The sequence below is a fragment of the Verrucomicrobiales bacterium genome (assembly GCA_016793885.1).
Classification (GTDB): domain Bacteria; phylum Verrucomicrobiota; class Verrucomicrobiia; order Limisphaerales; family UBA11320; genus UBA11320.
Window position 1 is genome coordinate 176,926 of record JAEUHE010000042.1, and the last position, 20,162, is coordinate 197,087.

Annotated in this window: 21 protein-coding genes; 3 read left to right on the forward strand and 18 right to left on the reverse strand. The window is 60.4% G+C overall.

The window, feature by feature from the left end; all coding sequences use genetic code 11:
- Positions 1-3: 3 nt before the first annotated feature.
- The 17 genes from fliP to JNN07_05780 form a co-directional block, all read right to left on the reverse strand.
- Complete coding sequence (gene fliP / locus JNN07_05700) at positions 4-828, reverse strand: flagellar type III secretion system pore protein FliP (GenBank protein MBL9167214.1); 825 nt, start codon at positions 826-828, stop codon at positions 4-6.
- Positions 825-1,343, reverse strand: a complete 519-nt coding sequence (locus JNN07_05705) for a flagellar biosynthetic protein FliO (protein MBL9167215.1) — start codon at positions 1,341-1,343, stop codon at positions 825-827. Before JNN07_05705 ends, fliP begins: the two co-directional genes overlap by 4 nt.
- Positions 1,340-1,588, reverse strand: a complete 249-nt coding sequence (fliN, locus tag JNN07_05710) for a flagellar motor switch protein FliN (protein MBL9167216.1) — start codon at positions 1,586-1,588, stop codon at positions 1,340-1,342. Before fliN ends, JNN07_05705 begins: the two co-directional genes overlap by 4 nt.
- A gap of 19 nt (positions 1,589-1,607) precedes the next feature.
- Positions 1,608-2,609: a FliM/FliN family flagellar motor switch protein gene (locus tag JNN07_05715; GenBank protein MBL9167217.1), complete on the reverse strand. Its 1,002-nt coding sequence runs from the start codon at positions 2,607-2,609 to the stop codon at positions 1,608-1,610.
- A gap of 85 nt (positions 2,610-2,694) precedes the next feature.
- Entirely contained in the window at positions 2,695-3,369 is a 675-nt protein-coding gene (locus JNN07_05720) for a flagellar basal body-associated FliL family protein (GenBank protein ID MBL9167218.1), read from the reverse strand.
- Between the two features lie 30 nt (positions 3,370-3,399).
- Positions 3,400-4,269, reverse strand: a complete 870-nt coding sequence (locus tag JNN07_05725) for a flagellar hook-basal body complex protein (GenBank protein MBL9167219.1) — start codon at positions 4,267-4,269, stop codon at positions 3,400-3,402.
- 19 nt (positions 4,270-4,288) lie between these two features.
- Entirely contained in the window at positions 4,289-4,723 is a 435-nt protein-coding gene (locus JNN07_05730; protein ID MBL9167220.1) for a hypothetical protein, read from the reverse strand.
- A gap of 33 nt (positions 4,724-4,756) precedes the next feature.
- Positions 4,757-6,784 carry a hypothetical protein gene (locus JNN07_05735; protein MBL9167221.1) on the reverse strand — a complete coding sequence of 676 codons (2,028 nt, stop codon included), beginning with the start codon at positions 6,782-6,784 and terminating at the stop codon, positions 4,757-4,759.
- A 57-nt stretch (positions 6,785-6,841) separates the two neighbouring features.
- Entirely contained in the window at positions 6,842-7,453 is a 612-nt protein-coding gene (locus tag JNN07_05740; GenBank protein ID MBL9167222.1) for a hypothetical protein, read from the reverse strand.
- Entirely contained in the window at positions 7,450-7,908 is a 459-nt protein-coding gene (gene fliJ / locus JNN07_05745) for a flagellar export protein FliJ (protein MBL9167223.1), read from the reverse strand. Before fliJ ends, JNN07_05740 begins: the two co-directional genes overlap by 4 nt.
- A gap of 55 nt (positions 7,909-7,963) precedes the next feature.
- A complete protein-coding gene (locus JNN07_05750; GenBank protein ID MBL9167224.1) occupies positions 7,964-9,298 on the reverse strand; it encodes a FliI/YscN family ATPase in 1,335 nt (444 codons plus the stop codon).
- A 35-nt stretch (positions 9,299-9,333) separates the two neighbouring features.
- Positions 9,334-9,909, reverse strand: a complete 576-nt coding sequence (locus JNN07_05755) for a hypothetical protein (protein ID MBL9167225.1) — start codon at positions 9,907-9,909, stop codon at positions 9,334-9,336.
- Positions 9,910-9,923: 14 nt separating this feature from the next.
- Positions 9,924-10,967: a flagellar motor switch protein FliG gene (gene fliG, locus JNN07_05760; GenBank protein MBL9167226.1), complete on the reverse strand. Its 1,044-nt coding sequence runs from the start codon at positions 10,965-10,967 to the stop codon at positions 9,924-9,926.
- 13 nt (positions 10,968-10,980) lie between these two features.
- The gene (gene fliF / locus JNN07_05765; GenBank protein ID MBL9167227.1) at positions 10,981-12,582 is read right to left on the reverse strand and encodes a flagellar M-ring protein FliF; all 1,602 of its coding nucleotides are present in this window, start codon (positions 12,580-12,582) and stop codon (positions 10,981-10,983) included.
- Between the two features lie 8 nt (positions 12,583-12,590).
- On the reverse strand, positions 12,591-12,983 hold the full coding sequence (gene fliE, locus JNN07_05770) for a flagellar hook-basal body complex protein FliE (GenBank protein MBL9167228.1): 393 nt from the start codon (positions 12,981-12,983) through the stop codon (positions 12,591-12,593).
- Positions 12,984-13,002: 19 nt separating this feature from the next.
- Positions 13,003-13,425 carry a flagellar basal body rod protein FlgC gene (flgC, locus tag JNN07_05775; protein MBL9167229.1) on the reverse strand — a complete coding sequence of 141 codons (423 nt, stop codon included), beginning with the start codon at positions 13,423-13,425 and terminating at the stop codon, positions 13,003-13,005.
- 22 nt (positions 13,426-13,447) lie between these two features.
- Positions 13,448-13,828 carry a hypothetical protein gene (locus tag JNN07_05780; protein ID MBL9167230.1) on the reverse strand — a complete coding sequence of 127 codons (381 nt, stop codon included), beginning with the start codon at positions 13,826-13,828 and terminating at the stop codon, positions 13,448-13,450.
- 239 nt (positions 13,829-14,067) lie between these two features.
- Between JNN07_05780 and JNN07_05785 the strand changes: the two genes are divergently transcribed.
- Genes JNN07_05785 through JNN07_05795 form a run of 3 tightly spaced genes read left to right on the forward strand, consistent with a single transcriptional unit; the run spans position 14,068 to position 18,041 of the window.
- Positions 14,068-16,764: a tetratricopeptide repeat protein gene (locus tag JNN07_05785; protein MBL9167231.1), complete on the forward strand. Its 2,697-nt coding sequence runs from the start codon at positions 14,068-14,070 to the stop codon at positions 16,762-16,764.
- A complete protein-coding gene (locus tag JNN07_05790; protein ID MBL9167232.1) occupies positions 16,761-17,180 on the forward strand; it encodes a YjbQ family protein in 420 nt (139 codons plus the stop codon). The genes JNN07_05785 and JNN07_05790 overlap by 4 nt, the downstream gene beginning before the upstream one ends.
- A 54-nt stretch (positions 17,181-17,234) precedes the next feature.
- On the forward strand, positions 17,235-18,041 hold the full coding sequence (locus tag JNN07_05795; GenBank protein MBL9167233.1) for an undecaprenyl-diphosphate phosphatase: 807 nt from the start codon (positions 17,235-17,237) through the stop codon (positions 18,039-18,041).
- 6 nt (positions 18,042-18,047) lie between these two features.
- Here JNN07_05795 and JNN07_05800 read toward each other — a convergent pair whose 3' ends face one another.
- Positions 18,048-20,135, reverse strand: coding sequence for a DUF1939 domain-containing protein (locus tag JNN07_05800; protein MBL9167234.1), 2,088 nt, complete (start codon positions 20,133-20,135; stop codon positions 18,048-18,050).
- Positions 20,136-20,162 lie beyond the last annotated feature (27 nt).

Genomic DNA, 20,162 nt, shown 5'->3' on the forward strand with positions numbered 1-20,162 from the left:
GGTTCAGGTTCCGAAGCTTTGGACGAGTGAGCGGACGATCAGGCTCCAGCCGTCGACCAGTACGAAGAGCAGGATCTTCAACGGCAGCGAAAGCGTGTTGGGCGGCATCATCATCATGCCCATGCTCATCAGCACGGTGGCCACCACCAGGTCGATGAGGATGAACGGAATGAAGAGCAGGAATCCCATTTGGAAGGCCGTGCGCAGCTCGCTGATGATGAAGCTGGGGATGACCACTCGCAGCGGCAGGTTCTCGGCGGCGGTGGGGCCGAGCCGGGCCAGTGCGATAAACAGGTCCACATCCTTGGGGCGTGTCTGGCGCAGCATGAAGGTACGCAGATGCTTCGATGCTGTCTCGAGCGCCTGCTCGCCGGTGATAGCCTGAGCTTGGTAAGGTTTCAGGGCTTCTCGATCAATGCGTTCCCAGACCGGAGCCATGACAAAGAAGGTGATGAAGAGGGAAAGGCCGACGATGATCTGGTTGGCTGGAGCGGTCGGTAGCGTGAGCGCGGTGCGGACGAAGGCGAGCACGATCACGATCCGCGTGAAGCAGGTCATGAGCAGCAGGATGGACGGCGCCAACGACAGCATCGTGATGAGGAACAGGATCTGAACAGCGGTGTCTCCTCGGGGGAGTTCCTGGCCTGGGCTTCCGATGTTGATGTTGATGGGGGGCAGGCCCCCGGCGGTGCTCTGCGCCGCCGCGTAACCACCCGCCAAAAGGAGCAGGAAGAAAGTCAGGAGCACCGGCATCGCGACGCTGATCCGTCTCAACATCGTTCGAGGCCGCGGCTGGCTGAGACCCTTGATGTGCGGCGATCCAATCATGAGGCTTTGCGGTGGATCACCTGTTGAAACGCCGTTGCGAAGCTCACGCTCGGAGGTGGAGCAGCCGCCTCCGAATCTCCTTCGGGAAGATGCGTGATGAGGGACAATCCGGAGGTTGAGGAGCCTATCAAAAAGCGCTGACGCTCATAGCCGATGACGTAGAGCGTCTGCCGAGGACCGAGGGATTGCACATCGATGACCGCGAGCCGGGGGCCGGGAGCCCGGGTGAGTTGGGCCTGTTGCCAACGCCGCAGTCCCCAGGCGCCGCAGAGGAACAGTGCGACTACGAAGAGCAGCGCCCCAGCGAGCCGGATCACCGACGAGCCGAGATCGGGCAGGGGCGGGGGGGGAGGCGGGGAAGAAAGATCGGCGGCCTGCCCGAGGAGCGGACAGCCACAGAGCAGAGCCACCGCCGTTAAGGCGGGGTGGGAGAGGCTGGTAAGGGGGGCTCCACAAAAGGGCCAAAACAACAGCACCCTGGATCGGAGCACCCGGAGGGTGCTGCAGGGGTTCATTTGGAGAATATCTCAGTGATTTTGATTCCGAATCGGTCTTCGACGACCACCACTTCGCCTTTGGCAATGAGCTTTCGGTTCACGAAGATGTCCACCGGTTCATCGGCGACCTTGTCGAGTTGGATGACGGAGCCGGCGGCGATTTGCAGCACTTCGCGCATCGGCATGCGACATGAACCCAGTTCCACGGAGATCTCCACTGGAACGTCCATGACCACCTCGATGTTGGGCGGGATATCGCTCATGACTTGCTTTCGGTTATCGCTAGCTCGGTAAGACTTGTTTCACTTGAATGGCCCACTGACGATCCATGGTGCCCAGGGATCCCTCAAATTTTCGAATGTTGGCCAGCCGCACCGTTACATGCTGCTCGCATTCCGGCGACAGAGGGATGGTGTCGCCGGGTTTGAGATTGGACAGCTCGCGAATGCTCATTCGGTTGCCCAGCCATTCGGCGGTGACGGGTATGACCACCTCGTCCAAACGGCTGTGCCAGCGCATCTCCGGGGATTTTCCGCTCTCGGCGTCCTGCGCGTTGAGGTCGAGCAGCTTGTTCATGCGGAGAACCAGCGGCTCGAGGGTGTAGTAGGGGAAGCCCAGCTGAATCGGCTCCACACAGTCGCCGATGTGCGCCTCGATGCTCAGGTGGAGCATCACGGTGTCGCTCGCGGCCGTTTGCAGAAACCTTCCGTTGGTCTCATGACCGAGCAACACAGGCCGGATCTCCTGCTCGTAGTTCCAGTGGTTGCACCATTCGGCCAGCATGATCTGGAGAGCCTGATCAAGCAATGCGACCTCAATTTCGGTCATGTCCCGCTGTCCGGAGACATTCATGGCGGAGCCCCCGAGCAGGCGATCCACGATGGTGAGCCCCAGCTTCAGCGGGAGCTCGAGCACGCAGACCCCGCGCATCGGGTCGGCTTTGAACAGAGTGATGTAGGTCGGGTTGGGAAGTATCTCCAGGAACTTCTGGTAGGTGATGGTCTGGAGCTTGGCCATTTGAACCCCGACCTCGAGGCGCAGGTAGGTTGAGAGTCGCGAGGCGAGGGAGCGGATAAACTCCTCGTGCCACAGCCGAAGCTTCCTAAGCTCGCGCGCCGAGAGGAACGCTGGCTGTCGGAAGTCGTAGGGTTGGATGGAGTCCTGAGAGCGCTGCTGACGCCGGCCGTCGCTCGTCAAGACATCGGCTTTCCCCTGTTCCTCCTGAACCTGGGATAGCAGACGCTCGACGTCTGACTGGGATAGAACTGACGCTTCGCCGCTCACAAGGTGACTATCGGCTGGTCCGGGTTTGACATGATGATGGTTTCGTTGTCGTCATTGCTGCATCGAGGATGAGTTCGCGCTCGTTCTATTGGATGGCGAATTCAGTGAAATAGATCTCCTTGATGGAGCCCGGCCCGAGCACGCCGTTGAATACCGAGATCAGCTCGGTTCGGATAAGGTTGGCCGCGCCTGGCTTTTCCAGATCTTGGATGGTTTTGGTTCTCAGGGTGCTGATGGTCATGTCCATCAGCTGGTCCTTGTTCGACTCGACCTTGCTGACCACGCCCGCATTGGCGCCGACCAGAGTGAAGTTGGTGAGCAGATATCGAGCGCCGAGCGACCCGGCTACATTGACCAGCACTTTGCCGAACTGGACAGTGGGCTTGCCGCTGCCGCTGCTTTTGCCATGGCCGTCGTCCTTTTTGGCCCCATGCCCATCATCCTTCTTCTCCCCATGCCCATCGTCCTTTTTGGCACCGTGCCCATCATCCTTTTTCTCGCCATGGCCATCGTCCTTGGCTGCTTCTTCCCCATGCTCGCCCTCCGCATTTTCACCTTCCCCATGCTCGCCATGTTCTCCGCCGGCGCGGGCCTGAACCGTGGCTTGTTGGAGTTTGGGGACCAGCACAAAGGCGGTCATGACGTAGGCCAGGACCGGCATCAGGACAACAGTAAGAATCAAGGGCAGCAGGGCCTTGATGCCACCGCCACCCCCACTGGGGGCGGCCGGTACCGGGGCGGGAGCTTTTGCTTCGGACATAGGTCAGTTCAGTTCGGGTTGGGATCGAGATTACCGTTTCAGATTCACCAGCTCCTGAAGCATCTCATCGCTGGTCGTGATGATTCGCGCGTTGGCCTGAAACGCGCGCTGGGCGACAATCATTCCGGAGAATTCGTTGGCCAGGTCGACGTTGGAGAGCTCGAGCGCTCCCGATTCGATGACCCCGAGGCCATTGGTTCCCGGGGAGCTGGCACCGCTGGGTGCGGTGCCGCTGGTCAGCGGCCCTGCGGCCAGCAGACTCGAGTAAAGGTTGTTGCCCTGTTTGGTGAGCGCGTTGGGGTCGCTGAAGCGCTGCATGAGAATCTGTCCGCGGACGAATTCGCTTCCGTCGGAGAGTCGCACGGACACTTTCCCATCTCGTCCGATCGAGTAGGACGAGACGGTGGCCAGCGGGTCGGCCGTAGAGGGACGGCCCGTGCCATCGATGACGATATCGCCCTCGGTGCTCAGCGCGGAGTCACTGAACCCTTGCACGCGGAAGCCGCCGTTGGTGACGAGCCGATAATTTTGGTCGAGCCGGAAGTCGCCCGCCCGGGTGGCAAAGGCCGAGCCTGAGACCGGATCCTCGACCATGAAGAAGCCATCCCCGGAGATGGCCAGGTCGGTTTGCGGACCGGTTCGCGTGATGGCCCCCTGGGTGAACTGGTTCTTGATGGCGGTGGAGGTTACGCCCGTGCCGACCTGGATGGGATCGGTGTTACTGGCTGTGCCGGTGCCGACCACCGCACCGCGGTAGGTCTGGCTGAACGCATCGGCGAAGTCCATGCGAGCGGACTTGAAGCCGGTGGTGTTGACATTGGCGATGTTGTTTCCAATGACGTCCATGCGCTGCTGAAACAAAATCATCCCGCTGACGCCTGAATTGAGTGAACGAAGCATACGAACTTAGTTTAGGGACTTATTGAGCTGCGGTGGGCCGGATGCTGAGAACGGTGCTCAGATCATACGGCGTGTTGTTGACTACGATTTGCGGCGTCCCTGCGGTGATCGTCACGGCACTGACGGTGCCGATCAGACGGATATCCTGATTCGAGGGGTCGGGTTGAAGCTCGACGGTTCTGCCGATGAGAGAGTTGCTTTGAGTGAGCTGGCTGTCCGCTCGCAGCTTGGCGATCTCGGAGCTCATCGCTTTGGTTTGTTCCAGGGAGGTGAACTGAGCCATCTGCGCGATGTACTCCGTGTCCTTCATGGGACTCATCGGATCCTGGTTGGTAAACTGGGTGACCAAAAGTTTTAGAAAGTCATCCTGCCCCATCGTTTTTTCCGGCACGCGCGGATTGGACTCCGTAGGGGTGTAAATGCTGTTGGTGGCGGTGATGGGGCTGGTGGCCATAAAGTGTGTGACTCGCGGTGGTGCCTGGATCGGTTATGCCCAGGATTCCCAGGGAGCGGAGGTGGTGGTGTCGGCTCCGGCTGGAACCAGAGTGGAAGGATTGGCTCCCTCGGCCGTCAACAGTGGTCCGCGTCGGGAAGGGTTGATCCAAATGGGCGGTTGGGTGCCGGGCCGTCCTTCGTCTCCCAAGTTTCGATCCTCGAAGGAAAACGTCTGCTCCCTTCCTCTTGAGCCCTCGCCGGATTCCCAGCCGGCATCGCTGGTCGGCGTGCGTGAGTCTCGGGAAGCGGATTCCCGTTGATCGGATCCCGATGGTAAATTTGATGAGCCGGCAGCCGCGACGGTGGCTTCGATGGCTCGCAGGTTCGCTCCCAAGCCTCCGGCATCGTTGCGCAGGTCGATCGCAGTGGTCGCTCGGGTCAGGGTAGGAGTGGCGGCTGATTCCAACCCTGCGAGGCTGACTCCACGCTGAGAAAGAGACTGTTGGAGGGAGTCCCAAGACGAGCGATAGGCTCGGTCATCACCCTTCTCGACCCGCACTTGGACTTCGATTCGGCCGTCGTTGCTCTTCAGATGGACTGTAAGTTCCGTCCCCTGGTCCGGTCGGAGCACCACGGTCATGGAAGTGGGATTCTCGTCTCCAAACTCGACCACCCGGGTCAGGATCTCGTTGCGCAGCACCTCGATGGACTGAAGATCGGTGGGGCGCGCTAGTTCCTCGACGCCTTCTGTAGGGATGCCGGCTGTCGATCGGGTGGCGGCCGAGGTGCGATCCATTGAGGCTCTCCAATGATCCTCCCGATCGGCGTCCGCCTCGGAGTCTTGCGACTGGTTCAGGTCCGTCTCAAGTTGGGGCGCTTGAGCCACCATCGAGGAAATGCTCATCTCTCCGCCCGGTGTTAAGCCGGCCGGTCTCTCGAGACTGATCCTCGTCTCCGACCGAGGGGCGGTCGTGACGGCAGAGTGGTACGTCTTCATGACTTCCCCCTCGTTAGCAACGGATGTGCCACGAGCCGTGATCTGGAGTCGGGTGAGCAGTTCCTCTCCGGTTCCGGCGTTGCCCGCACCGGCTGCAGGGGGCGGAGTTGAGCTAGGCTGAGAGCGGTGGGGGACGGCCCCACTGGAGTCTCCCGGCGTAGCCTGGGGGTCGGTTTGGCGGAGAGATTGAGTCACTTCCGCCTTCGTTGGAGTCAGGCTTTTGCCTTCCATCTCAACGGGTTCTGAAAGTGTTGCCACCAGCTGTTGCTCGGGGACGGGAAGGGCTTCAGCCGGAGTTCCGGGATGGTTTGGGGCACTAGGTAAGATCGGCCGATTCGGGGCGGCGCTGGCTTCATTTTGCCTGGTCGCGTTGGTAGGCGCGGAAGAGTTTGCCCACCCGACCTGGTCGGTTGTTGATGTCGGACCATCGAGTCGTGTTCCCGCTGGGGAGGTGGCAGAGCTGACGCTGAGATCAGATTCGGCCGAGCCCGTGGAGCCCGACGGGATGGGGACCGGAGCTGGGGCGGCGGAGGTGAGCGAGCTGGCGGCTAGGTAGAGAGTCAGGTCGGAGGTGGGGCCTGGGTTGGTCTCCGCCTTGGTTTGGGTTGGGGCAGGCTCCGATCCTTGGCTTTCCTCCTCGAACTCACCGCCCGCTGCAGTAGCCGAGCTGGTTGCAATCAAGCCGACCAGTGGTGTCGGTGGCTGCAGCCCGGGTTCAGGTGTCTCGTCTTCTCCAGGCTCAGCCGCAGCGGCGGAGGCAAGCGGTTTGTTTGAGGACGATGCACCTCCCTCGGCCTTGGGACTTCCGTGGTCGCTTGCTCGATTCTGCTGGGACGGCTCGGCGGTCCCCTTGGCGGTGGTTGCGATGCCGGAGGGAACTTTGTCGCCGGGCCTCGAGGACGCTTTGTTGACGGCCTCGGAGATCGTCTGTTCGAAGTTCACTGATGACGCACTGGGATCGGGCTTCGCCTGGGAGCGGTTTGGGCCCGAGGCGGCTGTGGCTGGAATCGAGGTCTCGGCCACCGTGGCGAACAGATGGTTCGCGGATGCGGGGGGAGTGGTAGATTTGGAGACGTGAGCCATGGATATCTCGAAAGTGATTGAGTTGCGACCCGTTTCGGCAGGTGGGTGGTCTGCTCTCTATCTTCCACCGGCGGCCGGACGATACAGCACCAGCCTTAACCGTTCAGAGAGAGACGCCACTCGTTTGGCGAGCTCTGGGCTTCGTTTAGACAAGAGTTCCAGAATGGGAGCCGTTTCGGTTTCCTTCATGTTGACCAGAATCTTGATCAGCTGCTCGTCGTCGAGGTACTCGAAAACGGCGGCAGCACCCTCCGGTGTCATGGTGGCGTACAGCTTGGCCAGCCGCTTCAGGTTGGCGGTTTCCTCCTCGCGAACCCGCGTGACGGTGCGGTCGAACTCCATCTGAAGGCGATGCACCGCTTGGGTCGCGATCATCAGCTCCTTCTGCTCCGCTTTCAGTCGGTTGGACATCTCGTTCAGCATCTTCGCCTTGTCGGCGAGGCTCATCTTTTCCGCCCGTAGTTCGGCGATGATCTGATCCACTTCCGGATTGTTGAACTCCCAGGACGGCCCGGTCAGTACCGGTACCGGCTTGTGTTCGTCGGGGTCGGCGTGCTCCTTGGCCTGGGCCGGGACAATCTTCTTGGGGTTGATGAAGGCAAGCGTGCACCCTAGGTAGGTGGCACACCCAATCAAGCAGATCATCCATCCGGACTGCAAAAACTTCATACTCGATCCTCCTTCAGCAGGCCTTGGGCCAGCGTTTCCCGGTTCGCAAGATCGTCGAGGATTTTTTGCTCTGCCTTGAGCCCTTCCTGCTCGTGACGCGACATGCGCTGGCTGCGTATTTTCTCGACGGCTTCATGGCGCTGGCGTGCGAGCATCAGGTCCTGGTTGGCCTGTTGCACCGCTTTGGCCAGTGGTTTGAGTTCCTCCGTCTGCCGTTCAACTCGTTGCTGGAGGGTGTTTTGCCACTCCTGCAACTGCCGGTGGTCGGTGGCGCTTCGGGCCGTAGACGCTCGGCGTTCCTCCATGGTCGCGGCGAGTTCCTGCTGGGTTTTCTCCAATCTATCCACCCCTGCGCGGTGGGCTCGGGTGGCTTCGGCAAACCTCTGCCGGGCCTGATCTTCCTCGTGGTGTCGTATGGTGGCGACGGCTTCCAGGCTGAATCGGAATCGCTTCATGGGTTGGCGGGGTGTGTCAGGCTGTCGAATCTGCCCGAGCATCCGGGCAATGGCCTCAGCTCAGCAGTTTCTGCAGCCGGCTCCAGCTCTCGGAATTGGGCACCCCTTCCTGGGTGCCTTGGCGCAGGAACTCCTGCAGGGACTCACGAATTCGAATCGCCTTATCGAGAACAGAATTGGTTCCGGCGGTATAGGCGCCGATCTGAATGAGATCCTGATTGCGACGGTAGAGCGCCATGTAGTCACGTACTTTGGCGGTGAGTTGCCGCTCCTCGGGGGTGAGCAGGTCCGTGTTGAGACGACTGACGCTTTCGAGCACATCGATCGCGGGGTAGTGGTTAGCGGTGGCCAGCTCTCGACTCAGAACGAGATGTCCATCAAGAATCGAGCGGGCAGCATCGGCGATGGGATCGTTCAGGTCGTCCGCTTCCACCAGCACCGTGAAGAATCCGGTGATGGCCCCGTGCTCGTTGGTGCCGGCGCGCTCGAGTAGCTGAGGGAGTAGGGAAAAGACTGAGGGAGGATATCCTCGTGTGGCTGGGGGTTCGCCGACCGACAGACCGATCTCGCGTTGCGCCATGGCGAAGCGAGTCACGGAGTCCATCATCAACATGACATTCTTGCCCTCGTCGCGGAATGACTCGGCGATCGCCATGGCGAGAAAGGCTCCTTTCAGGCGCGCGAGCGCGGGTTCGTTGGATGTCGCTACGATGATCACCGACTTCTTGCGGCCCTCCTCGCTCAGATCCCGCTCCAGGAACTCGCGTACCTCGCGTCCCCGCTCGCCGATCAGCGCGATGACATTGACATCCGCCTCCCCCTGTCCGGCAAGCATTCCGAGGAGAGTTGATTTACCCACTCCGCTGCCGGCGAAGATTCCAAGCCGCTGGCCGCGTCCGCACGGGATGAGCGTGTCGATCGCTTTGATGCGGGTTTCGAACCGCTTCACGATGCGCTGTCGGCGCAGGGGATGGGGGGGATTGATTTGCAGGCCGACTTGATGATCCCCATGAATGGTTCCCAGTCCGTCGAGCGGGCGTCCGAGACTGTCCATGACCCTGCCGAGCAGCCCGGGTCCGACTGGAAAACGGAGCGCTTCGCCGGTGGCGATGACTTCGCTGCCGGGGTGGATCCCATGGATTTCGCCCAGCGGCATCAGGAGCAGGCGATGGTTGCGAAATCCGACCACTTCGGCCAGCGTCGTGCGATCATGTCGGGAGGATTCAATGCGGCAGATATCACCGACGGCCGCCACCGGTCCCTCGCTTTCGATGACGAGCCCGATCAGTTGCACCACGTACCCCCGGCGTTCGATCAGGCGGCTCTGCCTGGTTTTGGAGAGGAGTTGGCTGATCCGGTTTGTTGGGCGTGCGGAGGAGGTGTCAGCCATGGTTGAGTGGAGGAAAGCGGGCGGTTGTGAAGGGATCAGCTACTTAGAGTCTCACGAAGGTTTCGGAGTTTTGTTTCCCGTTGGTTGTCAATGACTCCAAACCGGGTTTGAACCAGGCAGCCTCCTCGGGAGACGTGCGGAGCAGCCACCAGTCGGACCGCGTCGACCCCTGGCAAGCCGGGCCGTTCGGCCTCGCCCACTTGTTCCAGCAAGGCCAAGTCATCAGGGTGGAGCTGAACCGTTATCTCCGTGGTGCCCTCGACCTGTGCCAGGGCCTCGCGCACGGTGGACGCGACGCTTCCGGGGCTGAGGGGGATGTCGGCAACCAGTTTGCCAGCCACTTCGATCGATAATTCAACCAGCAGCGACTCACTTTGCTGGACGACCTCCGTGACCGCCTTTCGCAGGGACTCGAACAGGCCTCGTTGGATAGCGGAGAGCTCGGAGCGCTGGGTCAGGAGTTGCTCGCGCATGGATTTCTCCGCATCCTGGCGGCCGCGTTCGTAGGCTGCGCGCTCGACAGCTTCGGAGGCAGGGTCGCCTGGGGCTGTGGGCCGCTTCATGCGTGCGTCGCGGAAGGGAGTGGAAATGCTGAGTTGGTGTTGGCTCATCCGGGGTAGACCGCTTAGGCCGTTTCTTCGCGTCCGATGCTGATCTCGCCTTCCGACTCGAGGCGTCGAACCACCTCGATAATTTTGTTCTGTGCGGTTTCGATGTCCCGCAGTTTGAGGGGGCCCATGAGACCCATTTCCTCGCCCACAGTCTCGGCGGCCCGTTTGGAGATGGCGCCCAGCAGGGCGCCCTTGAGCTCCTCGCTGGCCGATTTGAGAGCGATGGCGAGTTCGCGGAGGTCGACTTCGCGAAGGACTCGCTGCAGGCCCGCGGGTTCGATGCCGGCCAGATCCTCGAAGGTGAACATCTTCTGCTGAATGGACTGGACCAGCTCCGGGTTTCGCTCCTCCATGGCTACCAGCAGCGCTTTGCTGTTGTTCTTGTCGAGCGCGTTCAGCAGGGCAGCAGCGGCCTTGAGTCCGCCGGTTTGATTCAGAGCGCGAGTTTGGCGGGTGCCGGTTTTGGCACCCAGGATGGCCACCACTCGTTCAACGGCCTCGATCGGGGTGGGCACCAGGGTGGCCAGCCGCTCGACGACTTGGTCGCGGATTTCATTGCGGGTCAGGGTCAGTACCTGGCCGGCCTTGTCGGGAGGGAGATAGCTCAGGATGAGGGCGATGGTCTGGGGCTGTTCGGCTTTGATGATGGTGGCAATTTGGCGCGGCTCCATCTCCACGATCTCCTGCATGGCGGCGACAGGAGTGCGGCTGGGCGCCACGCGCGTGACGATATTGTTTGCTTTGAAGATCCCCATGGCTTTCTCGAGCGCCTGGGTCGTGAATTCAACGCCTCCGCGCACCGAGGTGCTGGCCTCGACCGCCACGTTGGAGAACTCCTTAAGAATCGCCTCCTGGAGCGGTCGGTCCATGAGCCCAATCTTCGCCATCTCCACTGAAATGGCATCGACCTCCGCCGGGGCCAGGCCTTTGAGAACCACTGAGGCCCCCTCCGGACCCAGCATGACCAGCAACGCCGCGATCTTCTGAAACGACGTCATGTGACTCACCGGGCTTTCGGCCTCGGCGGCTGGGTCTTTGGCTGCGGCTTCTGAGGACATGCGGGGTTAGTCTCTATTCTGGAGGCTTGTTTCGGTTGATCCAGTTGCGTAACGCCAGCGTCATGTTCTCCGGACTTTCTTTCATGAGTTGGTTGAGAACGCCCACGGTGACCACTTCGGGCTTACGGTTGGGGTTTTGCCAGTTGGGCGAGCCGTCACCCTCGGCGGCGTGCTCTTCCGGAGGAGGTGATCCAACCGGGATGTTTTCGGCGGAGGTTTTCTTCAGCAGACGGAAGAACGTCATGAGCGCTCCGAGGGCGAGCAGGGGGTATCCCAGGTTACGAAGCACGGCCAAGATGGTTTGCTTGGTTTCCTCCTTTTGAATCTGTTGGGTCAGGTCGGCCGCGTATTGTTCGTTGAACGGCATCTCTTCGAGCGTGAGCTCATCCTTTCGAAGGCTATCCGGGGTAATTTGGATTCCGAGGCTGCTCTGGAGAATGCGTTTGAGCTTGTCGAGTTCCTCCGGGGTGCGGGGCACGACCTTGCGGTTGGCTCCTTCGCCTTCATAGCGGACGTTGATGAATACGGCGGCCGACAGTCGGCGGAGACTGCCAGGCGGCAGGACGGTCGTGCTGGTGATCTTGGTAACGCCGTAGGTTTTCGTGGTTGTTTTCTCGCTGAGCTTTGAGGAGTTATTCGCTCCGGCAGCCCCGTTGGTGCTCGTGCTGGTATTGGTGGCCACTCCGGGCGACCCCCCGGCTCCTTGGAGATTCTCGGTGTCGTTTTTCTTGTCCTTGGTTTCCTCCTTCAGAGTGACCTGGCCTTCGGGATCATATTTCTCATCCTCTTTGCGGCCGCTTTCGAAATTCACTTCGGCCGCCACCCGCACCACCACCTGGCCGGGGCCGAGCACTTTCTCGAGCATGGTTTCCGCACTCTTGGACAGGTGCTGCTCGTATTGGCGACGGACATTCAGTTGGGTGGCGGTCAGTCCGCCGATCGCATCGCCCTCGTCCTCGGCTGCGAGCGTGTTGCCGCGGCTGTCCATGACGGCCACCTGATTGGCTTGGAGGCCTTCGACCGCGTTGGCGACTAGAAATCGGATGGCATTCACGCTGGCGGTGCTGAGCGCCCCGGTGGCTCGGGTTTTGATCAACACGGATGCGGTGGGCTTCTTCTGAGCTTCGAGCAGCAGTCGGTTTTCGGGGACGACCACGAACACCCGCGCGCTTTCAACTCCCTCCATGAGCACGATGCTGCGAGCCAGTTCCGTCTGGATCGCCCGGACGTAGTTGGCGCGCTGAAGAAAATCAGAAATGCCGAAGCTGGATTTATCGAAGAGTTCGTAGCCGACACCTTCGCCTCGGGGGAGGCCGCGTTCGATCAGCTTCATGCGCAGGAAGTGAACTCGATCTGCCGGAACCCGGATTTGGCCGCCGCTGAGTTGGTAGGGAACCTTCAGCTCGTCCAGCACGGCCACGACTTTGCCGGCCTCGCTGTCGTCCATGCGCCCGTAGAGCATCTGGTAGTCGACTTTCGAGGACCACCAGGCCACCGAGAACAGGCCGACGGCAACAACCATCGCTCCCAGCACGAGGCTGATGCGCTGATTGATGCCGATTTGCTTCCAGATTCCACCCAATTGCTGGGCCAAACGATCCAATTGCTCTTTCATCAGTCAGTTTAAACCTGCATCCGCATCAGCTCTTGATAGGACTCCAAAAGCTTGTTTCGCACCTCGACCATGAGTTGAAAGGCAACGGATGCTTCCTCGGAGGCCAACACGGCTTCATGAAGCGGGACCCCGTCGCCCGCCAGCACTCCCGTCATGGCGGCGCTGGCCTGTGCCTGTTTGGCTTGGACCTCTTGAACCATTTGGCCGAGGACATTGCCGAAGTCTCCCGAGCCCTTGGCGGCGGGAGGCTGGATGGAAAGTGAATCCGCTGCGGAGCCCAGCTTCTCCAGTTCGTTGGCGGAGATGCCACCCGGCCGGCCGGAGGATAGGCTTGCCGCTGCGTCGCGCAGGGAAGCTAGGTCCGGGGGGCTGAAAGCCCGAACAGCGTTGATGAGGTTCATCGCGATAGCAGGTTAGAGATCAACCCCGTTTTCCAAGGGTGAGGGTTTGAAGCGCCATCGAGCGGCAGCTCTTTGCGACGGCCAGATTGGCCTCGTAGGTACGCTGGGAGATGATGAGATCAATCATTTCGCTGTGCACGTTGATGTCGGGCACCTCGATCATTTTTCCCGGATTTGAGGGGTCGGGAACCAAACGAGGGGGGCGATTGTCATCCTGCACCTTGACGTTGACCTGGTGAGTCGGGATCGACTGGCCACTCTGGTTGGCCGTCTGCTGCTGGAGTGCGGTTTCGAAAACTACAGTCTGGCGCTGGTAGATTTTCCCGTCGGCACCACGCGTCGTCATCGAATTCGCGATGTTCTGGGCAATGATGTCGGTTCGGATGCGCTCAGCGCTGAGAGCGGACGAGGTGGCTTGGATGCCGGGCAGTAAGTCTACCATAGGGTGTTACGTCTCAGGGGGCTTAGCTGCGACCCGTGATCGCGAGTCGCATCCGGAGCAGGTTTCCACTCAGGAGCTGGGTTTCAAACGCGTGATCCACCGAATTTTGCATGAGGTGGAGCATCTCCTGCTCTAAATTGACCGAATTTCCGTCCAGTCGGCTGGCGACCGCATTCGGGTCCTCGACGAGATTCAGGGGCAGGCTTTCTAGGCCTGACACCTGTTGGCTTCGGACGGCGCTTTGCAGTTGTTCTTTGAAGGCTTGGTCAAGCTGCATCCGGTGGTAGCCGGGGGTCTCGACATTCGCGACGTTGTTGGCAATGGCGACTCTCTCCATCGCGGTGCCGCGTAGGAGTTGCTTTGCTGCCACATAGTTTGGCTGGCTAAAAAGCGAATCGATCATAACTCGTTCTGCTTCTCAAGCAGCGGATATGCCAGGCCTGCTCTCGTCCTAAAACCCAGCAAACTCGTGCTTTGTGACGGGGCAGCTGGGCAAATTTAACAGTCTACCCGCCGAGATCTACGGACCCACCCTGGTGATAAGGCAATTTTGGCCGGTCCGAGGGTGGGTTTGTTCGTGGGCTGTCAACTCTGCCTCGAGAGATCGTTGCCAAACGCAGATCCATAGGGTAATTGAAAGCCATGCATGGCCGTTCGATCATCGCAATTGGAATCTCGCTGCTGCTTTCGGTAACCCTTTGGGCTGCTGTCACTGCGGACGAGGAGTACGTGCGCATCTACCGCCTTGTTGTCGAGGCCGATGGGCTTCGGGAAGGGGGACAGATTGACCCTGCCTTGAAGCTTTACCTCAGCAGTAAGCAGGCGTTGGAGCAGCTGCAGTTGAAGTTTCCCGGTTGGAATGAACGTCTTCTGATCTATCGGCTTAGCTATATTACCGGCCAGATTAAGTCCCTCTCGGCCGCGCCTGCGCCTGCCCCGTTGCGGCCGTCGGCCACGGCACCGGCTGCTCCGGCTGCCCCGCCCAGCTCGGCGCCCGAAGCCAATGCTCCGCCAGCTCTTGATCCTCAGTTCATTCGGCTGCGTGAGGAGAATCAGGCCTTGCGGGCGACTGCGGCCCGGCTGGAGGCGAAGTTGAAAGAGGCGCTCTCGGTGCAGCCGAACACCACCGATCCTAAGGAATTGGCGAAAGCGCAGGATCAGCTGCGGGAATTATTGGTGGAGAACCAGGCGCTCAAGAATACCCTCCAGGAGGAACAAAAGAAGATTAGGTCCATCCTAGTGACCAACACGGTCGTTCAATTGGTAACCAACCAGACTACGGTGACCAATCTGGCTTATGTGACCAACCGCGTGGTCGTGGAGCCTACCGATGTCGTGGAGATGCGCAAGAACCTCACCGATCAGCTGGGGGCTGTGAGCGCGCTGAAAACCGAGAATGAGGTGCTCAAGAAGGAGTTGCAGGTCGCGAAGTCGACGCCTCCGCCTCCTGCTCCGGTTAACCCGAATCCGGAGTTGGAGCGTCAGCTTCAGGAGGCTCTGGCCAGCCTCAAGTCTATGCAAGAGGCCAACCAAGAGTTGAACCGTAAGCAAAAGACGGCTGAGCAGCTGTTGGCTGAGACCAAGAATTCCCAGGCGAGCCAGGAGGAGAAGCTGAAACGCTTCAATGAATTGGAACAGCAGTTGGCGGACTCTCGCACCGAATCCCAGAAGCTCGCGGCGCAGAAGGACGCCCTCGAGAAGCGTTTGTCGACGTCCATTACGGACCGGCCGGGAGATGCCGAATCGACCCGGCGTCTGGTCAAGCTCGAGAGGGATCTCTTGGAGAGTCAGTCGGAAGTTCGGCTCCTCGCGCGCCAAAAAGGTGATTTGGAGCAAAGACTGGCGACCGCCAAGACCGCAGCTAGCGGCGCTCCGGGGGCAGCGACTCCCTTGCAGCTCACCCCGGGCGCTGGAGGCGAAGCGGCCTCCGTTGAAGTGCATCGCCAGCTCAAGCAGGCCGCCTGGGAGGTGTTGAATCTGCAGGCTCAAAACCAGGAGCTTTTGCGCAAGCAGACTGCTTTGGAGCAGCAGCTTTCTCGCGCCGGCGGCACGCGGGCGGGCTTTGACGCGGTGGATGAGGATCGGCTGCGTCGTCTGGAAAAGATGAACCAGGAGTTGAGCGAGACCAAGAAGGTCTCCATGCGGCTCGAGCGGGAGAATCAGGAGATGGCTCGGCAGTTGGCCGAATCCAAGCAGGCGCAGGCCCAACCCTCAGGCGGACGTTCGGCTAGGGAGGATGCGCTCCGTCAGCAAGTTCAGGAAGCTCAGGCCAAACTCCGTCAGGCGGAAGAAGCCAGCCGAGAGCTCGCACGCAAATCCGACCAGTTGGAGAAGCAGTTGGCCATGGCCAAGACGAGCGTGGCACCTGCAGCTGCGACTCCGACTGCGCCGCCAGCCGCGACACCCGCTCCGGTGCGCACGGATCGCGTGGAGCGTGAGTTGGCCGAGGCCCGTGAGCAGGCTCGCAAGCTTGAGCAGGAGAACCGAAACCTCGAAAAGAAGCTCGCCCTCGCTGAACAGGTTCCTCCGACCTCTCGAAGGTCTTCCGCCTCCAAGAACGCCAACGCCTCCCGAAGTCTGGAACGCGAGTTGGCGTTGCTGAAAAGTCGTTTGGATGTGTTGGAATCCAAGGCGGTGCCCTACACCGAGCAGGAATTGGCGTTGTTCGGTCGGCTGGAAGCCAATATCGCTTCGCCCTCCGACTTGGCGTCGAATCGGGCCGCCAGTCCAGCCTCCGGTGCCGCGTCGGGGTCGGGATCGGTGCCGACTGGCTTGATGAACGAGGCGCGAGCGGATTACGAGGCGGGCCGATACGCCCAAGCCGAGCAGAAATTTCAGCGTCTGGCGCAGCAGGATCAGGGGAACGTCAGCGTTCTCACGCACTTGGCGGCTGCGCAGTTCGCCTTGCAGCGGTTGGACCTGGCCGAGAAGACCATCCAACAGGCCTTGGCGGTAGGTGCTGAGGATCCGGCGGCTCTCTACATCCTCGGTTTGATCCGCCTGCGTCAGGACAAAACCGACGAGGCTCTCGATGCTCTAAGCCGTTCGGCCAACGCGAATCCTCAAAACGCGATGACTCAGAACTCGCTCGGAGTGGCCCTCAGCCAAAAAGGCTTGCGCGAGCCGGCCGAGACGGCGTTCCGCAAAGCCCTGCAGATTCAGCCAGACTATCCCGACGCCCATTACAATCTCGCGGTTGAATACATCCTGCAGCAGCCGCCCTCCCATAAGCTTGCCCAGTGGCACTATCAGAAGGCCACCAGCAATGGTCATCCTCAAAACGCGGAACTTGAGAAGCGACTGGACGCCGCATTCAAAGCGGCGGCGTCGGCCAAATGAAACAGGCTTTTTTCGAGATCACCCTCCGGACTCAAGGCCGGGGGTTCACCGAGATCACCCCGCAGGTCCAGGGTCACCTGGACGACTGCAGCCTCACTACCGGGCTGGCGACCTTGTTTATTCAGCACACCTCGGCCTCTCTCCTTATCCAAGAGAATGCCGATCCTGATGTGCGCGGGGACCTGGAACGGTTTTTTGAACGGCTGGTTCCGGACGGGGATCCGCTTTTCGTTCATACCGCAGAAGGCGATGACGACATGGCAGCCCATCTTCGGACGGCCTTAACTACTGTTCAGCTCTCCATCCCGATTCGATCGGGAAGGATGTGTCTTGGCACCTGGCAGGGGATTTATGTGTGGGAGCACCGGACCGCTCCGCACTCCCGCCGAGTGGCCATCCATTTCCTGGGAGAGTAGGCTGGTGCCATCGCCCCAGCATATCGTTTTGTCTCAACTCATCTAAGCAACTGAATGCCTGACTGGATTGCTGTTATCATTCTGGGGATCATCGAGGGTTTGACCGAGTTCCTTCCGGTCTCCTCGACCGGCCACCTGCTGATCGCGGAACGTTGGATCCATGCCGGGGTCACCAAAACCGAGCTGTTCAAAGTGGTGATCCAATGCGGCGCGGTGATGGCGGTGCTGGTCGTCTTTTCCAAGCGAGCGCGGGAGCTGCTGCTCTCCAGCCGGGAGCCGGCCACGCGGTTGTACCTGCTGAAGCTGGGTTGGGCTTTCGGGATCACCGCCGCTGGAGGCTTCATTCTCAAGAAAGTTCTTCACTGGAAGCTGCCGGAGACAGTTTTTCCGGTGGCGATGGCTACGTTGATTGGTGGGATCGTGATTCTGGTGATCGAGCGTTGGTTGCGTGGGCGTCCCACTGTCGCCGAGGTAAGTTGGGCGGCGGCCACGGCTGTCGGTTGTGCTCAGTTGCTGGCGGCGACTTGTCCGGGAACTTCGCGCTCCGGAGCTTGCATCCTGTTCGCCTTGGCGCTGGGCATCAGTCGTCCGGCCGCTACCGAGTTCTCCTTTCTGGTCGGGATTCCCACCATGTTCGCCGCCAGCGGACTTGAGGTCCTGAGTGAGCTCAAGAGCGGCAGCTCCTTGACGAGCTCGGACTGGTGGCTCGTGGGACTTGGGACTTTGATCTCAGCCATTTCCGCCTTCCTGGTTGTGCGCTGGCTGTTGCGCTTCGTGCAGTCACACACGTTCGTTGGATTCGGATGGTATCGGATCATCCTCGGCACCATCCTTATCGTGTGGCTGGGGCGTTCCGCCTGAGTGGTTTCAGGGATCTCGCCTGGTAGGCGCTGTATAGCGGGCCTTTACCCAAACGGTCTGCTTGGGATTGGTAGAGCGTGCGTTCCGCACTTTGAGAGTGAGATAGCCTGCTTGCGAGGGGCTGACCTCCACTCGAACAACTCCCTGACCTGTGGATTGCCCCACCACCGAGTTCGCGTTCTCAACCTGGAGGGTAATGGGTGTGTTGGTGCGGCTGGGGTGCAACTCGACGAGGGTTTTCCGATTCGGCGCGGCATAGAGGCGCCCGACTGTCCGCCACTCAACCGATCGTGAAGGGAGAGCGCCACCTTGCCCTAACGACTGGGGATGCGAATCCCCCAGGTCATCCGCCATCTCCCATTCCTGCAGGGTGCTGATCTCTGCTTGGGGCGGAATTGGGCTGATACCGGCGGGGCCCCAGACGGCATAGCCCCGTCGTCGGTTAGACCCATCGCATGGAGGCACATGGATGGTGACCTGTCCTGTCCCTCCCACGACCAGATCCTCGGTGTTCGCCCCGGAATAGTCGTGGAGACGGGTGCCGGGAGCGAACGAGGTGGGGATCGTTGCCTCTTGCCAAGCTGTCCAATGGTCGTTCACGCCGATGATGGCCCGCGACTGACGCTCCATCACCAGCAAGTCGGCGGCCTGCCAGCGGACCAGATAAGCTCCCTCCTTGAACCTCAGGCTCTCATGACACCAGATCAGGTTCTTGAGATAATCGCGCGCTGGAAGTGTGGATTCGTTGGTGGGAAAATGGGTCCAGCGCGCACTGGTGGAGTGAAGGTCGAAAAGGTCTTCGAAGAAGATGCAAGGGGATCCATCCATGGCGAAGGCCACCGCGTAAGCGGCTTGGATACGAGGATCGTTGGGGTCGACGTGGCCGCCCAATTCGTTGGCGGAGTCCCACCCGACGTAATCACCTGTCGCGCCTAGTCTCGGACGAAACGAGTCATGGCTGTTAACGAAGCTGACGGCTCGAGTGCGACGCTGCTGTTGTGTGCTGGGAAGGGAGCCTAAGTCGAAGAAACCACTGCCATCGATCATGCTCTTGAGCGACGAACGCAGGCTGAAATCAAAACTGCCCACCACGTCAGCGAAGCCGTCGCTGTGGTTCACGCTGTCGACCCACTGGTCAAGTTGGTCTCGGTTTCCGATGTATTCGCCCACGGCGAACATATCCGGTCCACCACTGGCGTCGTTGGCATTGTGGGCGAGGTTCCACAGGAAATCTTTGCAGGCCCACGGTTCGAAGTGTTTGACGGCATCAATGCGAAACCCGTCCACGCCGGTTTGCTTTTTGAGCCAGACTGACCAAGCCCTGACCTGGTCCCGGACGTAGTTGGCGGGCTGGGTCGGGTTGAATTTCGCGTTGCTACTCCGGCCATACGCATCGCGGAAATAACACAGATCCGGTCCAAACCAGCCTGCGGCGATATCGCCGTTCTCTGTGTCGTGCGCGGGAGACGGATGAAAGTTCTGCCAGTTTTTCGGGAAACGTCCTTTGCGGGCCAGGTAGTTGGCGGCTGTCTCCGACTTCGCTGGTGTTTGAAAGCAGGAGTAGCGGAAATTCTTGTATCGGTTTCCGTGAGCTTGGGGGTCTTCGCCACCGCTGCCGTCGCCTGATCCGGCCCCATTCAGATGGTTCCAGACTACATCCTGGATGACCTCAATGCCATTGGCATGCAGGATGGCCACGCAGCGCAGATAGTCGTCCTTGGTGCCGAAACGCGTTCCGGTGTTGCCGCCCTGCCATTTGTCGCCGAGGTCATAGTGATCGAAGGGAGCGTAGCCGACTGCGCCCGTAGCATCCTTGTTCTTGCAGGTCGGCGGAATCCAGACGGCATCGATTCCCATCTCTCGCAGGCGCGGAGCCAGGTCGGCGAGGTAGGTGGACCAATCGGCAGGATAATTGTTGTTCCAATAGTCCCACCAGAAAGCCTGAAGCACCACGCGACCGTTGGCCGAACTCGCGGCTGAACGAACGGTTCCCAGGCTCCAGACGAGGCCGATGAGTAGCAGGAAGGCGAAAAGATGTTTGAGTGGGTTAGGGGGAGCGGGATGCGACCGATGAAGGATGTGGGGGCTGTCCATAGCTTCCAGGTTCCTGGGGGGTGGTTA

Bases quoted from the DNA above. Each gene is read 5' to 3' on its own strand.
- fliP (MBL9167214.1), bottom strand. From the start codon at position 828: ATGATTGGATCGCCGCACATCAAGGGTCTCAGCCAGCCGCGGCCTCGA.
- JNN07_05705 (MBL9167215.1), bottom strand. From the start codon at position 1,343: ATGAACCCCTGCAGCACCCTCCGGGTGCTCCGATCCAGGGTGCTGTTG.
- fliN (MBL9167216.1), bottom strand. From the start codon at position 1,588: ATGAGCGATATCCCGCCCAACATCGAGGTGGTCATGGACGTTCCAGTG.
- JNN07_05720 (MBL9167218.1), bottom strand. From the start codon at position 3,369: ATGTCCGAAGCAAAAGCTCCCGCCCCGGTACCGGCCGCCCCCAGTGGG.
- JNN07_05725 (MBL9167219.1), bottom strand. From the start codon at position 4,269: ATGCTTCGTTCACTCAATTCAGGCGTCAGCGGGATGATTTTGTTTCAG.
- JNN07_05730 (MBL9167220.1), bottom strand. From the start codon at position 4,723: ATGGCCACCAGCCCCATCACCGCCACCAACAGCATTTACACCCCTACG.
- JNN07_05735 (MBL9167221.1), bottom strand. From the start codon at position 6,784: ATGGCTCACGTCTCCAAATCTACCACTCCCCCCGCATCCGCGAACCAT.
- JNN07_05740 (MBL9167222.1), bottom strand. From the start codon at position 7,453: ATGAAGTTTTTGCAGTCCGGATGGATGATCTGCTTGATTGGGTGTGCC.
- fliJ (MBL9167223.1), bottom strand. From the start codon at position 7,908: ATGAAGCGATTCCGATTCAGCCTGGAAGCCGTCGCCACCATACGACAC.
- JNN07_05750 (MBL9167224.1), bottom strand. From the start codon at position 9,298: ATGGCTGACACCTCCTCCGCACGCCCAACAAACCGGATCAGCCAACTC.
- JNN07_05755 (MBL9167225.1), bottom strand. From the start codon at position 9,909: ATGAGCCAACACCAACTCAGCATTTCCACTCCCTTCCGCGACGCACGC.
- fliG (MBL9167226.1), bottom strand. From the start codon at position 10,967: ATGTCCTCAGAAGCCGCAGCCAAAGACCCAGCCGCCGAGGCCGAAAGC.
- fliF (MBL9167227.1), bottom strand. From the start codon at position 12,582: ATGAAAGAGCAATTGGATCGTTTGGCCCAGCAATTGGGTGGAATCTGG.
- fliE (MBL9167228.1), bottom strand. From the start codon at position 12,983: ATGAACCTCATCAACGCTGTTCGGGCTTTCAGCCCCCCGGACCTAGCT.
- flgC (MBL9167229.1), bottom strand. From the start codon at position 13,425: ATGGTAGACTTACTGCCCGGCATCCAAGCCACCTCGTCCGCTCTCAGC.
- JNN07_05780 (MBL9167230.1), bottom strand. From the start codon at position 13,828: ATGATCGATTCGCTTTTTAGCCAGCCAAACTATGTGGCAGCAAAGCAA.
- JNN07_05785 (MBL9167231.1), top strand. From the start codon at position 14,068: ATGCATGGCCGTTCGATCATCGCAATTGGAATCTCGCTGCTGCTTTCG.
- JNN07_05790 (MBL9167232.1), top strand. From the start codon at position 16,761: ATGAAACAGGCTTTTTTCGAGATCACCCTCCGGACTCAAGGCCGGGGG.
- JNN07_05795 (MBL9167233.1), top strand. From the start codon at position 17,235: ATGCCTGACTGGATTGCTGTTATCATTCTGGGGATCATCGAGGGTTTG.
- JNN07_05800 (MBL9167234.1), bottom strand. From the start codon at position 20,135: ATGGACAGCCCCCACATCCTTCATCGGTCGCATCCCGCTCCCCCTAAC.